Consider the following 17421-nt stretch of genomic DNA (forward strand, 5'->3'; position numbering starts at 1 on the left):
GGCCGGAGCATAGGGGTGTTGGACATAAAGGTAAGCATGCCAACCTTCGTTCTCTGTGAAAAACGACGCAGTCCCCGACCTTTTCCGCTGGCTGCGGGCCCAGGCCGCTGGATCGGTGGCCCCGTGAGGCAGCGGGGTATCATTTCGCTCGCGTCGTCGGCCCAGGGGCGGGCGTTCCTCACCAGTCAGTCATCGGGCAGCGCCGTGCGTCTCAACTCCATCAAGCTCTCCGGCTTCAAGTCCTTCGCCGAACCGACCAATTTCATGCTCCCGGGCCAGCTGGTGGGCGTGGTCGGGCCCAACGGCTGTGGCAAGTCCAACATCATGGACGCGGTGCGCTGGGTGCTGGGCGAGTCCAAGGCCTCCGAGCTGCGTGGCGAGTCCATGCAGGACGTGATCTTCAACGGCACCAACACGCGCAAACCGGCCAGCCGATCCAGCGTGGAGCTGGTGTTCGACAACAGCGACCACCGCGCCGGCGGCCAGTGGGGCCAGTTCGGCGAAATCGCCGTCAAACGCGTGCTCACGCGCGACGGCACCAGCAGCTACTACATCAACAACCAGCCGGTGCGCCGCCGCGACGTGCAGGACGTGTTTCTGGGCACCGGCCTGGGCCCACGCGCCTACGCCATCATCGGCCAGGGCACCATCAGCCGGATCATCGAAAGCAAGCCCGAAGAGCTGCGCCTGTTCCTCGAAGAAGCCGCAGGCGTCTCCAAATACAAGGAGCGCCGCCGCGAGACCGCGCACCGCCTGGCCGACACGCGCGAGAACCTCACCCGGGTCGAGGACATCCTGCGCGAACTCAACGCCAACCTCGACAAGCTGGAGAAGCAAGCCGAGGTGGCCGCGAAATACAACAACCTGCAGGCCGGCGTCACGCTCAAGCAGCACCAGCTCTGGTTCATGAAACGCAGCGAGGCCGAGGCCGATCAGGTCAAGGTGAAGCTTGATGCCGCCCAGGCCATCAACGACCTGGAGTCGCGCACCGCCGACCTGCGCCGCATCGAAAGTGAGCTGGAAACCATCCGCCAGGCCCACTACGCTGCGGGCGACCAGGTCAACCAGGCCCAGGGCAAGCTGTACGAGGCCAGCGCCGAGGTGGGCAAACTCGAAGCCGAAATCCGCTTCGTGGTCGAGGGTCGCACCCGCGTGGAGCAGCGCCTGGTGCAGCTGAAGGAACAGATTGCCTCGTGGGCCACCCGCAGCGAAGACGCGGCGGTGGAGCTGGAACAGCTCGCCGAATCGATGGTGCAGGCGGAAGACCAGTCGGTGGTGCTGGCGGCGCAGGGCGAGGAACAATCGGGCGCCTTGCCCGCGCTCGAAGACAGCCTGCGCCAGGCCCAGGCCCGTGCCAACGAGCAGCGCGCCAGTGTCACGCAGGTGCAGCAGCAGATCCAGGTGCTGGCGGCCGAGCAGCGCAACATCGAAGAGCAGAGCCGTTCTTTCAACCAGCGCCGCGAGCGGCTGACCGCCGACCGCAATGCGCTGGCCGCGCCCGACGAAGCCCGCCTGCTGAACGCGCAGACCCAGCTGGCGAGTGCGCAGGACGCGGCCGAAATGAACGACGCCGTGCTGCAGAAACTGCAGGACAGCGTGCCCCAACTGGACGACGCGCGCCGCACCGCGCAGCAAGCGGTGAACCAGGAGTCGGCACGGCAGGCCGATCTGTCGGCCCGCATGGAGGCGCTGAAGGCGCTGCAGGACAAGGTCAAGACCGACGGCAAGCTCAAACCCTGGCTGGCCAAGCATGGGCTGGACGGTCTGCAAGGCCTGTGGAGCCGCATCCACATCGAGACCGGTTGGGAAAACGCCCTGGAGGCCGCGCTGCGCGAGCGCCTGGGTGCGCTCGAAGTCTCGCGCCTGGACATGGTGCGTGCCTTCGGCAACGACGCGCCGCCGGCCAAGCTGGCCTTTTACAACCCGCCCGCGGCCGGCGCAGGTGCGCCCAGCGCCAGCGGCCTCAAGCCCCTGGCCGCCTGGTTGCGCCTGAACGACGCCGGCCAGCAGGCCTTGCTGGCCGAGTGGCTGCACGGCTGCCTGACCGCGCCCAGCCTGGAAGACGCCATGGCGCAGCGCGCCCAGTTGCAAGCCGGCGAGGTGATCTTCGTGGCCAGCGGCCATGCGGTGACCGCGCACAGCGTGAGCTTCTACGCACCCGACAGCGAGCAGGCAGGCCTGCTGGCTCGCGCCCAGGAAATCGAGAACATCGACAAGCAGCTCAAGGCGCAGGTGCTGATCAACGAACAGGCGCGCTCCAGCCTGATCCGCGCAGAGGCTGCCTACACCGACGCTTCGCAGCGCCTGGTGAGCGCGCGGCGCGAGGCCGCCGAGTCGCGCGGCCGCGCCCACGAGCTGCAGGTCGAAGCACTGCGCCTGACCCAGCTGGCCGAACAGACCCGCGCGCGCAGCGAGCAGATCGCGTCCGACTTGGCCGAGGTGGACGCCCAGCTCGATGAGTTGCAAGAGCGCCGCGTGACCGCCGAGGCGCGGTTCGAAGAACTCGACATGCAACTGGCTGACAGCCAGGAGCGCCACGCGCAACTGGACGACACGGTGATCGCGGCCGAACGCGCGCTGAACCAGGCTCGTGAGCAGCAGCGTTCGCTGGAGCGCACGGCGCAAGAAGCCACGTTTGCCCTGCGAAGCCTGCAGGCGCGACAGGCCGAGCTGCAGCGCTCGCTGGAGACAGCGGCCACGCAGGAGAAGTCACTTGCAGACGAACAGCAACGTGCCTCCGAGGAGCTGGGTCGCCTCAACGACGCGGCTGCGCAGGCCGGCTTGCAAAACGCGCTGGCCATGAAGCTGGAGCGCGAGCAGGTCCTGGGCGCGCTGCGCAGCCAGTACGACGACCTCACCGCCAAACTGCGCGCCAGCGACGAGCGCCGCCTGCAACTGGAACGCGAACTCGATCCGCTGCGCAACCGCATCACCGATTTCCAGCTCAAGGAGCAGGCCGCGCGCTTGGGCGTGGAGCAGTACAGCCAGATGCTCGAAGAGGCCCAGGCCGATCTGGCCGCCGTGGCGCAAAGCATCACGGAGAACAACGTGCGCCTGCCCGGCATGCAGGGTGAAATCGACCGCCTGCACCGCGAGATCCAGGCGCTGGGCGCGGTCAACCTCGCCGCGCTGGACGAACTCACCGCCGCGCGCGAACGCAAGACCTTCCTCGATGCGCAGACGGCCGACCTGGTCGAAGCCATGAACACGCTGGAAGACGCGATCAAGAAGATCGACAACGAAACGCGCGATTTGCTGGGCAGCACGTTTGAGACCGTCAACACGCACTTCGGCAAGATGTTCCCCGAGCTGTTCGGTGGTGGCAACGCGCGCCTGGTGATGACCGGCGAGGAAATCCTGGACGCCGGCGTGCAGGTGATGGCCCAGCCACCCGGCAAGAAAAACCAGACCATCCACCTGCTCTCGGGCGGCGAGAAGGCGCTCACCGCCATCGCGCTCGTGTTCGCCATCTTCCAGCTCAATCCCGCGCCGTTCTGCCTGCTCGACGAGGTGGACGCGCCGCTGGACGACGCCAACACCGAACGCTACGCCAAGCTGGTCACGGCCATGGCCAAAGAGACGCAGTTCCTGTTCATCAGCCACAACAAGATCGCCATGGAAATGGCCGAGCAGCTGATCGGCGTGACGATGCAGGAGCAGGGCGTCTCCCGCATCGTGGCGGTGGACATGGAATCGGCCGCCGGCATGCTCGAATCCACCTGAACAAAAACACCATGAGCACTCTGCAAATCGGTCTGGCCATCATCGGGGGGCTCGTGCTGGCCGGTGTGGTGGCCTACAACGCCTGGATCACACGCCACAGCGCGCCGCGCCTGGCGCGCGAACGCTCGACCCACCCGCCTGGCGATCCGTCCGGTGACGAGACCGTGCCGTACTCACCCGAAGACCTCGAGGGCACCGAGATCCAGCGCATCGACCCGGTGCTGGGCGACATGCCCGGTGTCATGCGGCCCGACCCTGCCGCGATCGCCGTGGCTGCGGCGGCCGTCAGCGTGAATCCGCTGCTCAACCAGCCCGAGAAACGGCCCGGGCTCGACGCCCTGATCGACGTGATCACACCCTTGGTGCTCGACCACGAGGTGTCGGGCGATGCCCTGCTGGCGGCACTGCCCGGCACGCGCCGGGTGGGCAGCAAACCGTTTGCGGTCGAGGGCCTGTGCGACGCCAGCGGCGAGTGGGAAACGCCGCGCCTGGGGCAGCGCTACCGGGCGCTGCAAGCGGGTGTGCAACTGGCCAACCGGGCTGGCGCGCTCAACGACATCGAGTTTTCCGAGTTCGTGGTGAAGGCCCAGGCCTTCGCCGATGCAGTGGGCGCGGCCCCCGAGTTTCCCGACATGCGCGCCGAGGTGGCCCGCGGGCGTGAGCTCGACGCATTTGCCAGCGGGCACGACGCGCAGCTCGGCTTCACCCTGCGTGCGCGCCGCGCCGCCTGGAGCCCGGGCTATGTGGCTCAGCACGCGGCCAAGCTCGGTTTCGTGGCGGGGGCATTGCCCGGGCGCATGGTGCTCTCGGGCAGCCAGATGGGCCAGGCGCCGGTGCTCAGCCTGGTGTTTGACCCGCAGGCCGCCATGGCCGAAGACCCCGAGCAAAGCGCCTTGCGCGAGGTGGCGCTGTCGCTGGAAGTGACCCATGTGCCGCGCAGCGAACAGCCTTTTGTGCGCATGCGCCAGACCGCCATGGCGCTGGCCGAGGCCATGGACGGCATCGTCACCGACGACGCGGGCCAGCCGCTGTCCACCGACACCATGGACGGCATTGGCGCCGACCTGGAAAGCCTGTACGACGCGCTCGACAGCCGCGACCTGTCGGCCGGCTCCGCGCAGGCGCGCCGGCTGTTCTCTTGATGCAACAAAACCCCCACGCTCCACCGCTTTGCGGGTCGCTGCCCCCCATGGTGGCTGGCCTGCCTTGGGGCGGCCCGGCGGAAGTCCGATGACACCCGATCTTTTCGCTGCGGGGCCGAGCCCCGCCGAGCGAGCCGCCGAGTTGCGCGCTCAGCTGCACCATCACGCGCATCGTTACTACACGCTGGACGACCCGGAGATCCCCGACGCCGAGTACGACCGGCTGTTCCGCGAGCTGCAGGCCATCGAGGCCGGACACCCCGAGCTGCTGACCAGCGATTCACCGACCCAGCGCGTGGGCGGCCGGGTGCTCGATGCGTTCACGCCGGTGCGCCACCGCGTTCCCATGCTCTCGATCAACACCGAGACCGACACCGAGCCCAGCGGCGCGCGCAACTTCGACACCCGCGTGCGCCGCGCGTTGGGCATGGCCGAAGCCGATCCACCGGTCGACTACGTGGCCGAACTCAAGTTCGACGGCCTGGCCATGAGCCTGCGTTACGAGGCAGGCGTGCTGGTGCAGGCCGCCACGCGTGGCGACGGTGAGCTGGGTGAGGACGTCACCACCAACGTGCGCACCATCCAGCAGGTGCCGCTGCGCTTGCCGGCCGACGCTCCAACGGTGCTCGAAGTGCGGGGCGAGGTCTACATGCGCCGCGACGACTTTGACGCGCTCAACGAGAAGCAGCGCGCCAAGATCGCCGCTGGCGCCAAGGGTGAAAAGACCTTTGTGAATCCGCGCAATGCCGCGGCCGGCGCGGTGCGCCAGCTCGATTCAGGAATTGCCGCCCAGCGGCCCTTGAGCTTCTTCGCCTACGGTCTGGGTGAGATCACACCATCCGAGCAGGGCGGACCAGCGTTCGAGACCCACTTCGAGCTGCTCATGCAGCTCAAGGCATGGGGCTTTCCGGTGGCAGAGCAGACCGCCCTGTGCCGTGGCGCAGATGCCTTGGTCGAATTCCACCAGCGCATCGGCACCAGCCGCGACCAGCTGCCCTACGACATCGACGGCGTGGTCTACAAGGTCAATTCACTCGCGCTGCAGCGCCAGTTGGGCTTTGTCACGCGCGAGCCACGCTGGGCCGTGGCACACAAATACCCCGCGCAGGAGCAGCTCACCACCGTGCTGGCCATCGACGTGCAGGTGGGCCGCACCGGCAAGCTCACGCCCGTGGCCAAGCTCGCGCCTGTGTTCGTGGGCGGCGTGACGGTGACCAACGCGACGCTGCACAACGAAGACGAGGCGCGCCGCAAGGACGTGCGTGTGGGGGACACGGTGATCGTGCGACGGGCTGGTGACGTGATTCCCGAGGTGGTGTCGGTGCTGCTCGACAAACGTGTCGGCGACCCAGAGCCCTTCAGCCTGCCCCGCCAGTGCCCGGTCTGCGGCAGCGACGCCGTGCGAGAAGAGGGTGAAGTGGACTACCGCTGCACCGGCGGCCTGTTCTGCGGCGCCCAGCGAAAGCAGGCTCTGTTGCACTTTGCCCAGCGCCGCGCGGTGGAGATTGAAGGTCTGGGCGACAAGCTGGTCGAGCAGCTGGTGGACGCGGGCGTGGTCAAGACCCTGCCCGACCTCTACCGCCTGGGCCTCACTTCGCTGCTGGCGCTGGACCGCATGGCCGAAAAATCGGCGCAAAACGTGTTGGCCGCCCTGGAGAAGTCCAAGCGAACAACGCTCCCGCGTTTCCTGTTTGGTCTGGGCATCCGCCATGTGGGCGAGGCCACTGCCAAGGCCCTGGCGCGCCACTTCGGCCAGCTTGATCGCGTCATGGACGCGAGCCTGGAGGCGCTGTCGGAGGTTGACGATGTCGGCCCGGTGGTGGCGCAAAGCATCCGCACCTTCTTCGACCAGCCGCACAACCGCGAGGTGGTGGAGCAGCTTCGCGCCTGTGGTGTGAGCTGGGAAGAGGGCGAGCCCGCCCAGCGCGCCCCGCAGCCGCTGGCGGGCAAGACCTTCGTGCTCACCGGCACCTTCCCCACGCTCAAGCGCGAGGACGCCAAGGCCATGCTGGAAGCCGCCGGCGCCAAGGTGGCCGGCTCGGTGAGCAAGAAGACCGACTACGTGGTGGCTGGCACCGAGGCCGGCAGCAAGCTGGACAAGGCGAACGAGCTGGGTGTGGCGGTGCTGGACGAGGCCGGCATGCTGGCCTTGCTGGGCTCACTCACTTGAACTTGTAGTGGTCCCGGTTGAGCACCGCGGCGATGGCGGTGACTTCTTCGGGGAAGAGTTGCAGGTTCAGCTGCGTGCTGCAGTTCTCCACCATGCCGCGCAGCAGGGCAGCCGTGTTGATGCGGCCTTGAGGGCGGTAGATGGTGTTGCCGTCGCCGCCGACCTTGCTGGCGTGGCATTGGGCACATTTGTTGTCTGCGATGAGCCTGGCGCCCAGGGCGAGATCGGCGCCTTTGAAAATGTCGGCGCCCTGGGCCTGTGCAAGCACGTGCACGAACAGGGCGAGGGCGAACAGGGCGGTCTTCATGGCATCTCCTCTTTTGGGGTCGTGCGCAGGGCAACGATCAGCGAAACTAAACCCATCCCCGCTGCTTGTCCAACGCCATGACCATTCACACCATTCTGAAAATGGGCGATCCGCGCCTGCTGCGCCACGCCCAGCCCGTGACCGCCTTCGACACGCCCGAACTGCACCAGCTGGTGATCGACCTGCAGGACACCATGGTGGCGGCCGTGGGTGCCGGCCTGGCCGCGCCGCAGATCGGCGTGGACCTGCAGGTGGTGATTTTCGGCAGCGGCGAGCCCAACCCGCGCTACCCCGACGCTCCCGTGGTGCCGCGCACCGTGCTGGTGAACCCGGTCATCACCCCGCTGGGTGACGAAGAGGAAGAGGGTTGGGAAGGCTGCCTGTCGGTGCCGGGCTTGCGCGGCGTGGTTCCGCGCTGGAGGCGCATCCGCTACCAAGGCTTCGATGAGCGCGGACAGGCCATCGACCGCGAGGCCGAGGGTTTCCATGCGCGGGTGGTGCAGCACGAGTGCGATCACCTCTGGGGCCAGCTGTACCCGATGCGGGTGCGCGACTTCACCCGCTTCGGCTTCACCGAGGTGCTGTTCCCCGGGTTGGATGCGGCCGTTGACGATTGATACAAACCGTCGCGTGGTTGAAATGAATTGACATGTTCGGGCGGGCACATCGAATAGAGTCAGGCCCGGGTCAAACCAACGAACAGGGATTCCGACACATGAAGCACTTGCTGGCCATGGCGGCCTGCGCGGCACTGCTGGGCGCCTGCAGCGTGACCAAGCCCCCCGTCGATCTGGCCGTGGACCTGCCCGGCAGCTGGTATGCGCCACCCCTGGTCCACCAGGGCAGCACGATCGAACTCACCCAATGGTGGAGCCGATTCGACGATCCGGTGCTCACCGACTGGATCGCCCGCGCGCAGGCGCAGAGCCCGACGATCGCCACGGCACGCGCACAGGTGTTTGCCGCCCGCGCCGCGAGGTTCGGCGTGGAGGCGCAGAACGGGCCGCAGGTGACCGCGGTGGCCAACGCCACCCGTGGCATCACCGACCCGACCATTCCCCTGGGAACCACGCTGAGTGCGGGACTGCAGGCCTCGTGGGCCATCGGCCTGTGGGGCGAGAGCCAGGCCCGCCTGGGCAGTGCCCAGGCGTTGCAAGACGCGGCCGGTGCCGGCTGGCACGAGGCCCGCGTGCTGGTGGCTTCTGAACTGGCGCAACTCTATTTTTCGCAACGCCTGTGCCGCGAGCAGCTTGCGGTGGCCTCGCGTGACCGCGATTCGCGTGCGGTCACCGCGCAGAACAACACCACCTCGGAACGCGCCGGCCTGACGGCGCCGGCGGTGGCCGCGCTGGCCCGCGCCAGCGGGGCGGAGAGCGCGGCGCGTTACCGGCAGCAGTTTGAAACCTGCGAACGGCAGGTGAAGTCGCTCACGGCGCTCACCGGCGTGCCCGAACCCGAGGTGCGCCAGCGGCTGGCGGGAGCGCCGGCCTTGCTGGCATCGCATCGGCTGGACAGCCTGTTGTCGGTGAACGCCGTGCCCGCCGAGGTGATCCGCCAGCGGCCCGATGTGTACCGGGCGCAGCGCGAGCTGGTGGCCGCCAGCGAAGACGTGGGCGTGGCCAAGGCAGCGCTGTTGCCCGGCCTCTCGCTCTCGGGCAGCCTGCTGCGCAACCGGTTTTCGGGCGGTGGCACCGAGGGCACGTTCAACACCTGGGCCATCGGCCCGCTCAGCCTGAGCCTGCCGCTGCTGGGGCGCGACAGCCTGGGCGCCAGCTCCGACAGCGCGCAGGCGCGCTACGAGGCCGCCGCCATCGCCTACGCCAGCACCCTTCGTCAGGCCGTGGCCGAGGTGGAGCAGGCGCTGGTGACGCTGGCCAGCCTGAGCGAGCGTGGGGCCTCCACGGATACCGCGCAAGCTGGCTACGAGCAGTCGCTCAAGGGCACCGAGGCGCGTTACCGCGTGGGCCTGGCCAACCTCAACGAGCTGGAAGAAGCCCGTCGACTCAAGCTCAACGCCGACAGCAGCGCCGTCAACCTGCAGCAGGAACGCATCAACGCCTGGATCCAGCTCTACGTCGCGCTGGGCGGTGGCTTCGATCCCGTGAACAACCCCAACGCCCTCAAAGACCCGTCATGAACGCCACCCCTTCGCAATCGCGCAAACGCTGGCTCTGGCTGGCCATCGCACTGGCCCTGGTGCTGCTGGTGGTGTTCTGGATGTTCATCAGGAAGCCGCAGGCGCCCGAGGCGGATGCCGCGACCACCGCCGGACCCAAGCCCGCGCTCACCGTGACGGTGGCCCAGCCCGAGCGCAGCAGCCTGCCGATCAGGTTGCAGGCCAACGGCAACATCACAGCCTGGCAAGAGGCCAGCGTCGGCGCGGAACTCAACGGCCTGCGCCTGGCGTCGGTGAATGTGAACGTGGGTGACGTGGTGCGCAAAGGCCAAGTGCTGGCCGAGTTCGCCCGCGAGACCACGCAGGCCGACAGTTTGCAGAGCCGCGCCAGCCTGATGCAGGCCGAGGCCAGTTTCGAGAATGCGAAGGCCGACGCCGACCGCGCGCGCTCCATCCAGGACAGCGGCGCGCTCTCGGCTTCGCAGGTGGCGCAGTACCTCACCCAGGAGAAGGTGGCGCGCGCGCAGCTGGAGGCGGCCAGGGCGGTGCTGGGCGCGACCGAGGTGCGCCTGGGCAACACCCGGGTGCTCGCGCCCGACGACGGCGTGATTTCAGCGCGCGGCGCCACGGTGGGCGCGGTGATGAGCGCGGGGCAGGAGCTGTTTCGCCTGGTGCGCCAGAGCCGTCTGGAATGGCGCGGCGAGGTCACGCCCAGCGAGGTGGGCCGCATCCGCGTGGGCCAGAAGGTGCAGGTCACTGCGGCCACCGGGCTGGAGATCGCTGGCCAGGTGCGCGCGATTGCGCCCAGCGCCGACCCGCAGACACGCAACATCCTTGTTTTCGTGGACCTGCCCCGGCATGCCGACCTGAAGGCCGGCACCTTTGCCAAAGGCTTCTTTGAGCTGGGCCAGAGCGAGGCGCTCACCGTGCCGAGCGAATCCATCGTGGTGCGCGACGGCAGCAACTACGTGTTCGTGATCGACGCGCAGAACAAGGCCGGCCAGCGCAAGGTGCAGACCGGGCGCCGTGTGGGTGAGCGGGTCGAGGTGCTGGATGGGGTGAAAGCCGACGAGCCGGTGGCTGTGCAAGGCGCGGGCTTTTTGAACGAAGCCGACCTCGTCAAAGTGGTGAAGTGAGGACCAGGCCATGAACGTCTCAGCCTGGTCCATCAAGAATCCCATTCCCGCGGCGATGCTGTTCTTCATGCTCACGCTGGCGGGCCTGTTCTCGTTCGGCCAGATGAAGGTGCAGAACTTCCCCGATCTGGACGTGCCCAACATCACGGTGACGGCCAGCCTGCCGGGCGCTGCGCCCAACCAGCTTGAGAACGACGTGGCGCGCGTGATCGAGAACAGCCTGGCTTCGCTGCAGGGTCTCAAGCACATCACCACCAAGGTGCAGGACGGCGCGGTCACCATCACCACCGAGTTCCGCATCGAGAAGAACACCCAGGAAGCGCTGGACGACGTGCGTTCGGCCGTGGCCAAGGTGCGGGGCGAGCTGCCGGCCGATCTGCGCGAGCCCATCATCAACAAGATCGAGCTCGCGGGCGGCGCGGTGCTGGCCTACACCGTGTCGTCCGACAAGATGGACGCGGAAGCCATTTCCTGGTTTGTCGAGAACGACATCGCCAAGCTGCTGCTGTCGGTGCGTGGCGTGGGCGCGATCAACCGCGTGGGCGGTGTTGACCGCGAGGTGCAGGTGCTGCTGGACCCACTCAAGCTGCAGGCCCTGGGCGCCAGCGCGGCTGACGTGTCGCGTCAGCTGGCCAAGGTGCAGATCGAAAGCGCCGGGGGCCGGGTCGACCTGGGCGGCAGCCAGCAGCCGCTGCGCACGCTGTCGTCGCTGCAGTCGGCCGAGGCGCTAGCCCGGCTCGAACTCGCGCTGCCGGATGGCCGGCGCGTTCGCCTGGACCAGATCGCCCAGATCAAAGACACCGTGGCCGAGCCCACGGCGGCGGCCTTTCTGGACGGCAAGCCGGTGGTGGGCTTCGAGGTTGCGCGCAGCCGCGGCGCCAGCGAGATCGAGGTGGGCAATGGCGTGCGTGCCAAGCTGAAAGACCTGCAGGCCGCGCGGCCCGACCTGCGCATCACCGAGTCGTTTGACTTCGTCACGCCGGTGCAGGAAGAGTTCGACGGCTCCATGACGCTGCTCTACGAGGGCGCCCTCCTGGCGGTGCTGGTGGTGTGGCTGTTCCTGCGCGACTTCCGCGCCACGGTGGTCTCGGCCGTGGCGCTGCCGTTGTCGGCCATCCCGGCCTTCATCGGCATGCATTACATGGGCTTCACCATCAACGTGGTCACGCTGCTGGCCATGTCGCTGGTGATTGGCATCCTGGTGGACGATGCCATCGTGGAGGTGGAAAACATCGTGCGCCACATGCGCATGGGCAAGACGCCGTACCAGGCCTCCATGGAAGCGGCCGACGAGATTGGCCTCGCGGTGATCGCCACCACCTTCGCCCTGATCGCGGTGTTCCTGCCCACGGCCTTCATGTCGGGCATCCCGGGCAAGTTTTTCAAGCAGTTTGGCTGGACGGCCTCGTTCGCGGTGTTCGCCTCGCTGGTGGTGGCGCGCGCGCTCACGCCCATGATGGCAGCCTACCTCTTGAAGCCGGTGGTGCTGGCCAAAGACATGCCGCGCTGGGCGCGCAGCAACCGCGTCACCGCGGCGGTCTGGCGCTGGATGACCAACCAGGACGAGCCTGCCTGGCTCGACACCTACCAAGGCTGGGCCGCCTGGTGCATCCGCCACCGCTGGATCACCATGGTGGGCGCCGGCGTGTTCTTTGTCGGCTCGCTGATGCTGATCCCGCTGCTGCCGCAGGGCTTCATACCGGCCGACGACAACTCGCAGACGCAGGTCTACATCGAGCTGCCACCGGGCGCCACGCTGCAGCAGACCGTGGCCAGCGCCGAGCGTGCGCGCCTGCTGGTGATGGACGTGCCGCACGTGAAGTCGGTCTACACCACCATCGGCTCGGGCTCGGCGGGCTCCGACCCGTTCGCGCCGCAAGGCACGGCCGAGTCGCGCAAGGCCGCGCTCACCATCCAGCTCGACGCGCGTGGCACGCGTCCGCGCAAGCAGGTGATCGAAAACCAGATGCGTGCCGCCATGTCCAACCTGCCGGGCGTGCGCAGCAAGGTGGGCCTGGGCGGTTCCGGCGAAAAGTACATCCTGACGCTCACCGGCAACGACGCGTCCGCGCTGACCAGCGCGGCCACCGCGATCGAGCGCGACCTGCGCACCATCGGTGGTGTGGGCAGCGTGCAGTCCACCGCGTCGCTGGTGCGCACCGAGATCAGCGTCACGCCCGACCTGGCCCGTGCGGCCGAGATGGGCGTGACCAGCAGCGCGATTGCCGAGACCCTGCGCATCGCCACTGTGGGCGACTACGACACGGCCCTGCCCAAGATGAACCTGCCGCAGCGGCAGATTCCCATCGTGGTCAAGCTCGATGCCGCAGCCCGTGGCGACCTGGATCTGCTGGCCCGTCTGGCGGTGCCGGGCAGCAAGGGCCCGGTGATGCTGGGACAGGTGGCCACGCTGAGCTTTGGCGGCGGCCCGGCGGTGATTGACCGCTACGACCGCGCGCGCAACGTCAACTTCGAGGTGGAGCTGGCCGGCATTGCCCTGGGCGACATGAAGACCGCGGTGGAGAAGCTGCCCAGCCTGCGCAACCTGCCGCCGGGGGTGTCGGTGCTGGAGATCGGCGACGCCGAGGTGCAGGGCGAGCTGTTCGCCAGCTTCGGCCTGGCCATGCTCACCGGCGTGCTGTGCATCTACATCGTGCTGGTGCTGCTGTTCAAGGCTTTCCTGCACCCGGTCACCATCCTGGCGGCACTGCCGCTGTCGCTCGGCGGTGCCTTCGTGGCGCTGTTGCTGGCACACAAGAGTTTCTCCATGCCCTCGCTCATTGGCCTGATCATGCTGATGGGCGTGGCGACCAAGAACTCCATCCTGCTGGTGGAGTACGCCATCGAGGCGCGGCGCGAACACGGATTGAACCGGCTGGACGCAATCCTGGACGCCTGCCACAAGCGCGCACGCCCGATCGTGATGACGACCATTGCCATGGGGGCGGGCATGTTGCCGATTGCGATTGGCTGGGGCGCGGCCGACAGCAGTTTCCGTTCACCGATGGCGGTGGCGGTGATCGGTGGTTTGATCACGTCCACCTTCCTGAGTCTGCTGGTGATCCCGGCGGTATTCACGCTGGTGGACGATGTGTCGATCTGGTTCGGGAAACTGTTTGGGCGCAAACCTTCTGGTGCTGAGCCTGGGGAGGCCGTTCGCGCCTAGGGAGCTGCCGAAGAGAAACACGAGCGAAGCCAGAGAAAAAACTCAGCCCTCCAAAGTCTCCAGCAATTCCGTCTCGATCTCGATCTGCCGCTTGTTCATCTGCAGCTGCGCACCGCAGATGAGGAAGGTGTCTTCCACCCGCTCACCCAGGGTGGTGATCTTGGCCAGCTGCACGTTGATGTCGTAACGCGCCAGCACCCGCGAGATGCCGTAAAGCAGACCGGCGCGATCGCTCGCCGAGACCGACAACAACCAGCGCTGCGCTTTTTCGTCGGGGCGCAGATCCACCCGCGGCGTGACCGGGAAACTCTTGACCCGGCGCGATAGCCGACCCTTCATCGGCGCGGGCAGCGGACCGCACTCGTCGATGGTTTGCGCCAGGTTGTTCTCCACCATCGCGATCAGTTCCCGGTAATGCTCTGACAGTGTGGGCGCCACCACCTGGAAGGTGTCGAGCGCGTGCCCGGTGAGCGTGGTGTGCACGCGGGCGTCGAGGATGCTGAAGTTCGAGCTGTCGAAGTAGCCGCAGATGCGGGCAAACAGATCGTGCTGGTCGGGGGCGTACACCAGCACCTGCAGGCCTTCACCTTCGGGCGAGAGGCGGGCGCGGACGATGCAGGGATCGATGGCCTGGGCGTCGGGCGAGGCTTTGCCTGCGCCCTTGGCAGCCGTCTGGGCGATCTGGCGCGTGAGCACGCGGGTGTGCCAGGCGATCTCGTCAGCCTGATGGCGCATGAAGTAGCTCACATCGAGCGTGTCCCACAGGGCCTTGTGCGCCATGTGCGGCAGCGCGTGCAGCGCCAGCATCGAGAGCGCCTCGCGCTTGCGGCCCTCGATCACTGCACCCGGGTCGGGTGCGCGGCCGCCGAGTGCGCGCAGCGTGTACCGGTAGAGGTCTTCCAGCAACTTGCCCTTCCAGGCGTTCCACACCTTCGGGCTGGTGCCGCGGATGTCGGCCACGGTGAGCAAGTAGAGTGCCGTGAGGTAGCGCTCGTTGCCCACGCGTTTGGCAAACGCGGCAATCACGTCCGGGTCGCTCAGGTCTTCCTTCTGCGCCATGCGGCTCATGGTCAGGTGTTCGGACACCAGGAACTCGATCAGCTTGCTGTCTTCGCGCTCGATGCCGTGCTGGCGGCAGAAGGTGCGCACGTCCTTGGCGCCCAGATCGGAATGGTCACCGCCGCGGCCCTTGGCGATGTCGTGGAAGATGGCCGCGATGTAGAAGATCCAGGGCTTGTCCCAGCCAGCGGCCAGCTGCGAGCAGAACGGGTATTCGTGCGAGTGCTCCGCAATGAAGAAGCGGCGCACGTTGCGCAGCACCATGAGGATGTGCTGGTCCACCGTGTAGACGTGGAACAGGTCGTGCTGCATCTGGCCCACGATGTGGCGGAACACCCAGAGGTAACGACCGAGCACGGAAGTCTCGTTCATCATGCGCAGCGCGTGCGTGATGCCTTCGGGCTCCTTGAGGATCTGCAGGAACTGCGCGCGGTTGACCGGGTCGGCACGGAAGCGCGCGTTCATCACGGGGCGGGCGTTGTAGAGCGCACGCAGCGTGCGCGCCGAAAAGCCCTTGATGCCCACCGTGGTCTGGTAGACATGAAAGGTCTCCAGGATGGCTTGCGGCTGCTGGACGTACAGGTCGTCGCTGGCCACTTCGAGCATGCCGCCCTTGTCGAAAAAGCGCGGATTCAGCGGCCGCAGCCGGTCCACGCCGGCCATGTCGTCCTGCAGGCGCTCCTGGATGTTGAGCAGCAGGATCTGGTTGAGCTGGGTGACCGCCTTGGCGGCCCAGTAATAGCGCTTCATGAGCGCTTCGCTGGCGCGGCGGATGCCTTTGGCCGTGGGGGCTGCGTGGGGTTGGTCGGCCGGCCCGGCGGTGATGGCGGGCGGCACCTGCGCCTTGAAGCCGAACGATTCGGCCACGGCGGTCTGCAGGTCGAACACCAGGCGGTCTTCGCGCCGGTTGGCCAGCAGGTGCAGGCGGGCGCGGATCAGGCTGAGCAGGGCCTCGTTGGCCTTGATCTGGCGCGCCTCCAGGGGCGTGGCCAGGCCTTTGCGGGCCAGTTCGTCCCAGCTGCGACCCAGGCCCGCGGCCTTGGCCACCCAGAGAATGATCTGCAGGTCGCGCAGGCCACCGGGGGACTCCTTGCAGTTGGGCTCCAGCGAGTACGGCGTGTTTTCGTACTTGGTGTGGCGCTGGCGCATCTCCAGCGTCTTGGCCACATAGAAAGCCTTGGGATCCATGGCTTCATCGAGCAGGGTGACCAGGCGGCTGAAGGCGCTCTTGCTGCCGCAGATCAGGCGGCTCTCCAGCATGGAGGTCTGCACCGTCACGTCCTTGGCCGACTCATCCACGCAGTCCTTCACCGAGCGCACACTGGAGCCGATTTCCAGCCCCAGGTCCCAGCAGGCGCCGATGAAGGCTTCCAGCTGCTTCTTGAGTTCGGTGTCCTCGTCGGGTTGCGCGCCATCGGGCAGCAACACCAGCACATCCACGTCGGAATAGGGAAACAGCTCGGCGCGGCCATAACCGCCCACGGCGATCAGGGAAAAACCGGTGGCAAAGCCGGCACGGCCCCAGAGCTCGCGCAGGGTCTGGTCGGTCAGCCTCGAGAGCTGCTGCAGGGCCTGACGCACACCACGGGTCGATGCGCCCTGATCACGCAGCAGCGCAAACAGCGCGGTCTTGTCGTCACGGTAGCGCTGGCGCAGCGCGCCGATGTCGCCCGCTGGCGCCAGGGGGGCGTCCATGGGCTCAGGCGGCCACGGCGGCGGCCGGCTTCACGAAGGCCGGCGGTGCCAGGCTGCCGGCCGAGAGCGTGAGCACCTCGTAGCCGGTCTCGGTGACCAGCACGGTGTGTTCCCACTGGGCCGAGAGCGAACGGTCGCGCGTGACGATGGTCCAGCCGTCGCCCGCTTCCTTGATGTCGCGCTTGCCGGCGTTGATCATGGGCTCGATCGTGAAGGTCATGCCGGGCTTGAGCTCTTCGAGCGTGCCCGGGCGGCCGTAGTGCAGCACCTGCGGGTCTTCGTGGAACTTCTGGCCGATGCCGTGCCCGCAGAACTCGCGCACCACCGAGAATCCGTTGCCTTCGGCAAAGGTCTGGATCGCGTGGCCGATATCGCCCAGGCGGATGCCAGGCTTGACCATGACGATGCCTTTCCACATGGCTTCGTACGTCACCTGGGTCAGCCGGCGTGCCTGCACCGAACAGGCTGCCTCGCCACCGATCATGTACATGCGGCTGTTGTCCCCAAACCAGCCGTCCTTGATGACGGTCACGTCCACGTTGAGGATGTCGCCCTTCTTCAGCGGCTTCTCGTTGGGTATGCCGTGGCACACCACGTGGTTGATGGAGGTGCACAGGTGGCCCGGGTAGGGCGGGTAACCGCTGGGCTGGTAGCCGATGGTCGCCGAGACCGTGCCCTGCTGCTTCATGAACTCGGCCGCCAAGCGGTCGATTTCCAGGGTGGTCACGCCCGGCTGGATCAGCGGCGTGAGGTAGTCCAGCACTTCGGAGGCCAGGCGGCAAGCCACCCGCATGCCTTCAATGCCCGCTTCGTCTTTGTAGGTGATGCTCATGGGGCCGGATTATCCCACCGGGCCCTGGGGCGCAGGGTATCGGCGGCGATGCCTGGGTGGCCCACGCGGGTAAAA

The 17421-nt window shown here is 67.3% G+C and carries 10 protein-coding genes; 7 read left to right on the forward strand and 3 right to left on the reverse strand.

Features of this window, described 5'->3' with window-relative positions; genetic code table 11:
- Window positions 1-204 precede the first annotated feature (204 nt).
- The 3 genes from smc to ligA all read left to right on the forward strand — a co-directional run bounded on the left by smc (window position 205) and on the right by ligA (window position 7035).
- Window positions 205-3723: a chromosome segregation protein SMC gene (smc, locus tag F9Z44_RS10530; protein ID WP_159605908.1), complete on the forward strand. Its 3519-nt coding sequence runs from the start codon at window positions 205-207 to the stop codon at window positions 3721-3723.
- A gap of 11 nt (window positions 3724-3734) precedes the next feature.
- Window positions 3735-4865 (forward strand): cell division protein ZipA C-terminal FtsZ-binding domain-containing protein, encoded by a 1131-nt coding sequence (locus tag F9Z44_RS10535; protein ID WP_159605910.1) that lies wholly within the window; start codon window positions 3735-3737, stop codon window positions 4863-4865.
- A gap of 88 nt (window positions 4866-4953) precedes the next feature.
- Entirely contained in the window at window positions 4954-7035 is a 2082-nt protein-coding gene (gene ligA / locus F9Z44_RS10540) for an NAD-dependent DNA ligase LigA (protein WP_159605912.1), read from the forward strand.
- Here ligA and F9Z44_RS10545 read toward each other — a convergent pair.
- The gene (locus F9Z44_RS10545) at window positions 7028-7342 is read right to left on the reverse strand and encodes a hypothetical protein (RefSeq protein ID WP_159605914.1); all 315 of its coding nucleotides are present in this window, start codon (window positions 7340-7342) and stop codon (window positions 7028-7030) included. The two genes, ligA and F9Z44_RS10545, sit on opposite strands and share 8 nt — an antisense overlap.
- 77 nt (window positions 7343-7419) lie before the next feature.
- Between F9Z44_RS10545 and def the strand changes: the two genes are divergently transcribed.
- The 4 genes from def to F9Z44_RS10565 all read left to right on the forward strand — a co-directional run bounded on the left by def (window position 7420) and on the right by F9Z44_RS10565 (window position 13760).
- Complete coding sequence (gene def / locus F9Z44_RS10550; RefSeq protein ID WP_159605916.1) at window positions 7420-7959, forward strand: peptide deformylase; 540 nt, start codon at window positions 7420-7422, stop codon at window positions 7957-7959.
- A 98-nt stretch (window positions 7960-8057) separates the two neighbouring features.
- Window positions 8058-9479 (forward strand): efflux transporter outer membrane subunit, encoded by a 1422-nt coding sequence (locus F9Z44_RS10555; RefSeq protein WP_159605918.1) that lies wholly within the window; start codon window positions 8058-8060, stop codon window positions 9477-9479.
- Entirely contained in the window at window positions 9476-10594 is a 1119-nt protein-coding gene (locus tag F9Z44_RS10560) for an efflux RND transporter periplasmic adaptor subunit (RefSeq protein ID WP_159605920.1), read from the forward strand. Before F9Z44_RS10555 ends, F9Z44_RS10560 begins: the two co-directional genes overlap by 4 nt.
- 10 nt (window positions 10595-10604) lie before the next feature.
- The gene (locus F9Z44_RS10565) at window positions 10605-13760 is read left to right on the forward strand and encodes an efflux RND transporter permease subunit (protein ID WP_159605922.1); all 3156 of its coding nucleotides are present in this window, start codon (window positions 10605-10607) and stop codon (window positions 13758-13760) included.
- Window positions 13761-13802: 42 nt separating this feature from the next.
- Here F9Z44_RS10565 and F9Z44_RS10570 read toward each other — a convergent pair whose 3' ends face one another.
- Together F9Z44_RS10570 and map are read right to left on the reverse strand one after the other, a co-directional pair.
- On the reverse strand, window positions 13803-16514 hold the full coding sequence (locus F9Z44_RS10570; protein WP_159605924.1) for a [protein-PII] uridylyltransferase: 2712 nt from the start codon (window positions 16512-16514) through the stop codon (window positions 13803-13805).
- Window positions 16515-16518: 4 nt separating this feature from the next.
- Window positions 16519-17346 carry a type I methionyl aminopeptidase gene (gene map / locus F9Z44_RS10575; RefSeq protein ID WP_159605926.1) on the reverse strand — a complete coding sequence of 276 codons (828 nt, stop codon included), beginning with the start codon at window positions 17344-17346 and terminating at the stop codon, window positions 16519-16521.
- Window positions 17347-17421: the final 75 nt, after the last annotated feature.

This window comes from Hydrogenophaga sp. PBL-H3 (assembly GCF_010104355.1).
Lineage (GTDB): Bacteria > Pseudomonadota > Gammaproteobacteria > Burkholderiales > Burkholderiaceae_C > Hydrogenophaga.

What these genes read in the sequence shown, in the direction of transcription:
- F9Z44_RS10535 (WP_159605910.1), top strand. Translation starts at nt 3,735, where the DNA reads ATGAGCACTCTGCAAATCGGTCTGGCCATCATCGGGGGGCTCGTGCTG.
- F9Z44_RS10570 (WP_159605924.1), bottom strand. Translation starts at nt 16,514, where the DNA reads ATGGACGCCCCCCTGGCGCCAGCGGGCGACATCGGCGCGCTGCGCCAG.
- F9Z44_RS10545 (WP_159605914.1), bottom strand. Translation starts at nt 7,342, where the DNA reads ATGAAGACCGCCCTGTTCGCCCTCGCCCTGTTCGTGCACGTGCTTGCA.
- F9Z44_RS10555 (WP_159605918.1), top strand. Translation starts at nt 8,058, where the DNA reads ATGAAGCACTTGCTGGCCATGGCGGCCTGCGCGGCACTGCTGGGCGCC.
- F9Z44_RS10560 (WP_159605920.1), top strand. Translation starts at nt 9,476, where the DNA reads ATGAACGCCACCCCTTCGCAATCGCGCAAACGCTGGCTCTGGCTGGCC.
- map (WP_159605926.1), bottom strand. Translation starts at nt 17,346, where the DNA reads ATGAGCATCACCTACAAAGACGAAGCGGGCATTGAAGGCATGCGGGTG.
- ligA (WP_159605912.1), top strand. Translation starts at nt 4,954, where the DNA reads ATGACACCCGATCTTTTCGCTGCGGGGCCGAGCCCCGCCGAGCGAGCC.
- def (WP_159605916.1), top strand. Translation starts at nt 7,420, where the DNA reads ATGACCATTCACACCATTCTGAAAATGGGCGATCCGCGCCTGCTGCGC.
- F9Z44_RS10565 (WP_159605922.1), top strand. Translation starts at nt 10,605, where the DNA reads ATGAACGTCTCAGCCTGGTCCATCAAGAATCCCATTCCCGCGGCGATG.